At 59.0% G+C, this 4,310-nt stretch carries 4 protein-coding genes; 1 reads left to right on the top strand and 3 read right to left on the bottom strand.

Annotated features, from left to right (window positions below; genetic code table 11):
* From WB528_RS02465 to WB528_RS02455, 3 genes are all read right to left on the bottom strand, one after another.
* Positions 1–295 (bottom strand): c-type cytochrome (locus WB528_RS02465; RefSeq protein ID WP_423886841.1); only part of this gene is annotated, 295 nt, incomplete at its 3' end.
* 106 nt (positions 296–401) lie between these two features.
* The gene (locus WB528_RS02460; protein ID WP_423886840.1) at positions 402–1,136 is read right to left on the bottom strand and encodes an outer membrane protein; all 735 of its coding nucleotides are present in this window, start codon (positions 1,134–1,136) and stop codon (positions 402–404) included.
* A gap of 15 nt (positions 1,137–1,151) precedes the next feature.
* Complete coding sequence (locus WB528_RS02455; protein WP_423886839.1) at positions 1,152–2,540, bottom strand: cytochrome C; 1,389 nt, start codon at positions 2,538–2,540, stop codon at positions 1,152–1,154.
* A 524-nt stretch (positions 2,541–3,064) separates the two neighbouring features.
* Between WB528_RS02455 and WB528_RS02450 the strand changes: the two genes are divergently transcribed.
* Positions 3,065–4,273, top strand: a complete 1,209-nt coding sequence (locus WB528_RS02450) for an SUMF1/EgtB/PvdO family nonheme iron enzyme (RefSeq protein ID WP_423886838.1) — start codon at positions 3,065–3,067, stop codon at positions 4,271–4,273.
* Positions 4,274–4,310 lie beyond the last annotated feature (37 nt).

Raw genomic sequence — 4,310 nt, 5'->3', positions numbered from 1 at the left:
GCGCAGTCAGCATAGCCGGGCTCAGCGTATGCGCCACGTTGGCCATGATCGGATTGGTGCGCTTGCGGTCGATAAAGCCGCGCAACTGGTTCTCGATATACGCAACCTGCTGGCCGGCCAGCCGCGGGATCGGGTAATAGCCGACAAAACCCCGCGCTGAAGGCCCGTGGCACACTTCGCAATAAGCGATCTTGGCCTGCACGTCCTGGGGAGAGACAGAGGTTGTCGCGTCTAGAGCGTGGGCCGGCGCTACAAACAGCGTCGCCAGCAACCCCGATTGCAATGCCAATCGCAAGCAGACGGCTTTTCCGCTCCTGTGCCGTCTTGTTTTGCTCGGTATCACGCGCGCAGCCTCGTGTTCACGCATTGCAGTTACGGCGAAGGTCACAACGGGATCGTTGTCATGGGGCAGGCCCCTGCCCCGCGAAGACATGGAAATTCAATCCAAGCTTGACGACCTGAATGTTCTGCCTGACGTCCACGGGACCAAAGGCGCCGCTCACATTGTCGATGAAGGTCACGCCACGCGTGCCGAAGCCGTAATAGTCGTATTCAAGCTTGATCGACCAATCGTCCCACACTGCCCACTCGACGCCCGCGCCTACGGTCCAGCCCAGGCGGGTCTCGACAGCTTCGGCATCGTACAACACCGCCGCATCGAACACGCTGTATCTGTCGCCTGCCCAGGCGGCGCCGCCCTTCACGTAAGGCAGCCAGCGGTCCCAGGCATAGCCAACACGCGCGGTGGCATCGGACAGAAAATCGGTCGTCTGTTTGAACGTTGCGCTGTCGCCAGGCACCGGGACAAGCGTATTGCCACCGATGTTTCCGCCAGCGGCGCTGCCTTCGACGCCGAGCAGGAGACCGGACATGAACTGATAATCGCAACCGATCTGCCCGCCCAGCAAATAGCCGCTGGTGTCCAGATTGGCTGCGCTGGGGCCGCCGAGTCCGGCAAGGAAGCCCGCGTTGTCAGCCAAATCCTTTTGCCCAAAACCGCCGGCCACGTAGCCACCGGCATAGCAACTCGTCCAGCTGAAGCGTGACGGCGCGGCCGCAGGCACCCCGAGGTCGGCGGCATACGCTGAGACGCTCAACAACGAGAGAGCAACAGCCGTGAACAAAGTCGTCTTCATCGTAGCCCCCTGCCTCTACATTGCCATCCACAGATAGAGGTACAGTGAATTGTTGGCGCTCGCGCCGACGCTGGTTCCGTTGAATTCGTTGTACCAGGTGTATTGCAGCCCTATGCGCGCATTGAACCACGGCCATCCGGGCGCTTGGCTGCTGATGAACGGGATATAGGCGATTTCGGCGATCCAGCCGTTGGTATTGGGACTGAAATTTGCGTTGGCGGCGTACAGTATCGAATCAGGATTTCCCCAAGAGTTGAAATATTGGCCGGTGAGAATAACTCTGTTGTCGTTGCCGTAAGCGAAAGACGCATAGGCCCGCGCTTCGTTCAATTCGTTAGCCGGATTGCCTGACAACGTATTGAAGAAGCTAGCATCCAGTTTCTGATATTCGTGAATCCAACTGCCGCGCAGCGTCAGCCAATAATTTTCGCCTTGATACTGATATTGCGTATCTACGCCGATGTCCGTGAATTTGTCGGTCTGCGAAAACACTGAGGTATCCGCCGTACCGGGATTGACCCAAGGATTGATGTTGGCCGTCATGCCAAACGTCCCGATTTCGAGCCAATTGCGCCCCCAATGAGGTTCGAAAGCCAATCGCCAATATGGAGCGAAATCAAACCTGCCAACGCCTGTATCAAACGGGTCGGTGCCCAGGCTGTTCAGCGTATTCGGATCAAGCGAGTGGTATACAGTCGTCTCCAGGTACAGCAGGTCGTTGACGAAGGCGTAAGCTCCCACTCCAGCGACCTGCTGTGCGAACGCACCATCGAGGATCGGAGTGGATCCGAATCCTGGGCTGAAAAACGAGAATGCGTAAGGGAAGCTCCAGGCCGGCGTGGTGTTCCAGGGATCCTGGACAGTGGGACTGTTGTTCGCTGTGACACCGTAGGTGACGTTGAAGCGGCCGATATTCGCCGAGTCGGCATAGCGGACATCGGTATTGTCCCAGTGCCACGTGTGCGCAGCGAACGGATCAGTGCCGAAGCCTCCGGGGCCGGGCGGGTTATAGGTTACCTGCGAGAATGCGCCGAGGTGATCGGTGATGGCGCCACCCCAGAAGAAGCTCAAGGTCGAAAGCAGGACATTGTCATTGGCGCTATACGGCGCGGTTGGCGGCGGCAAATCCGTCTGCAAGTGTGTATACTCAGTGAGCGCCATCATTGAGATCGGCGGCACCCATTTCTTCTTTTCGTCGCTCGCCGCATCGTCAGAACTCGGAAACAACGTCGTTCGGTATGCTCCGCCGCCGTATGTGTAACCGCCGATCTTGAAACGGCGGCCGTAGGGCGTTAGTCCGGCGAAATCAGTGTGGCAGGCACCGCACGGCTGGCCGGTTTGCCGCGCGAAGCTTGGCAGAGCCTCGGCGGGAGAAGTAAAACAAAAAGTGATAAAGAGGCTCAACAGGAAAACTGCGCTTGCCACGGACAACAGTCCGAAGCAGTATCTGCCGTACGCGAGATTTCTCCTTCCGCGAGACATAAAGGCGATCCAAAATTCTAGCCGGGCGTCGTGCAGGCATGCGGCCAAGTCGGGCCAAAAGGCCTCAACTTCACGGGGCATCCCTAGAATAGAAGCTCCTCCGCGGCCTGACCACTTCGAAGTGCCGGCTGAGCGATTTTTCCGTGCCACTAGTGCTTTTGCGCAACACCATGTTTGCGCGCTCTAGGATTTGACAGGCGAGCGATATTGCTCGGTCGGCCGCGGCCATAGTCGACGCGGTGTGAATCCGAACCAATCACTTGCGCCGCAGGCGTCGATCAGGCGAGAAGCGACAGACGAGAAAATTTGTTACTTTTGGTACATCGCTAAACTTGTCGCACTGCCCCGCCATGTCGGTTATTGGGATATGAGCCGACCGCTTGAGAACAGCGGCTCAATTCGCCTTTTGACGCCAGGCGGCGTTCGGGCAGAGAGGCAATCTGCTCGTGCAAGGTACCGTCGGAACACGGAACGCCGAGACAAAGGCGCGCATCTTTATCTCGTACTCGCGCAAGGACATGGCGTTTGCCGATAAGCTCGAAGCGGCGGTGAAGGCGCGCGGCTTCGAGGTATTGATCGATCGTGAAGAGATTTATGCATTTGAGGACTGGTGGAAGCGCATCGAAGCGCTGATCGGCCGCGCAGATACGGTCGTATTCGTTCTCTCGCCAGACGCAGTAAAGTCCGAGGTCGCGCTAAAGGAAGTCGCCCACGCTGCCTCGCTCAACAAGCGCTTCGCGCCGATCGTCTGCCGCCGCATCGAGGACAGCGGTGTGCCGGAGCCGCTGCGCCGCCTGAACTTCATTTTCTTCGATGAACCACCCCGCTTTGAAGCGAGGGCCGATGAACTCGCCGAAGCACTGCAAACCGACATCGGTTGGATAAGGGAGCATACGGAATACGGTGAAGCGGCGCGCCGGTGGTTGGCGGCTGGCCGCCCGAGCGGATTGCTGCTGCATTCGCCAACACTAGAAGTGGCGGAGCACTGGATGGAAGTGCGCCCGCACGGCGCGCCGGAACCCACCGAGGAGATCCGAGCACTAGTTGCCGAAAGCCGCCAAGGAGCACAGTCCGCGCAGCGGCGCCGGCTACTCGTACAGGCTTTGGTCTACACGTTGCTGGTCGGCATTATCGCCGGCCTCGTCGGTTGGATCAATCAGGAGGTCATCAAGGAGCAGATCAACTGGTACTGGACCATGCGGCCCTACCGGGTCGCGAACATTGACCCATATGTGCTCAAACCCGAGGCCGAGCGTGCGCTGAAGCCGTTGGCAAGTTTCCGTGAGTGCGCCAGGGATTGTCCCGAAATGATCGTCATTCCGGCCGGCAGCTTCATGATGGGGTCGCCCGCCTCCCAACCGGGCCACAATAACTCCGAAGGCCCCCAGCACATGGTTACGATCGCGAGACCCTTCGGCGTGTCAAAGTTCGATGTGACGTTCGCCGATTTTGACGCCTGCTTCTCAGTCGGCGGGTGCCCGCAGCCGAGCGACAGCGGCGGCGGACGGGGTACCAAGCCTGTTATCAATGTCGATTGGGATGATGCCCAAAAATACGTGGCCTGGTTGTCCGAAATGACCGGCCAGACCTACCGTCTGCTTACCGAGGCCGAATGGGAATACGCGGCTCGCGCCGGCACCACCACGGCGTATTAATGGGGCGAGGCGATCGGAAAGGCGAACGCTCTCTGCC

The organism is Bradyrhizobium sp., from assembly GCF_049586575.1.
Taxonomy (GTDB): Bacteria; Pseudomonadota; Alphaproteobacteria; order Rhizobiales; family Xanthobacteraceae; genus Bradyrhizobium.
Note: the sequence above shows the minus strand (reverse complement) of the source record. Positions and strands in the feature narration are given on the sequence as shown.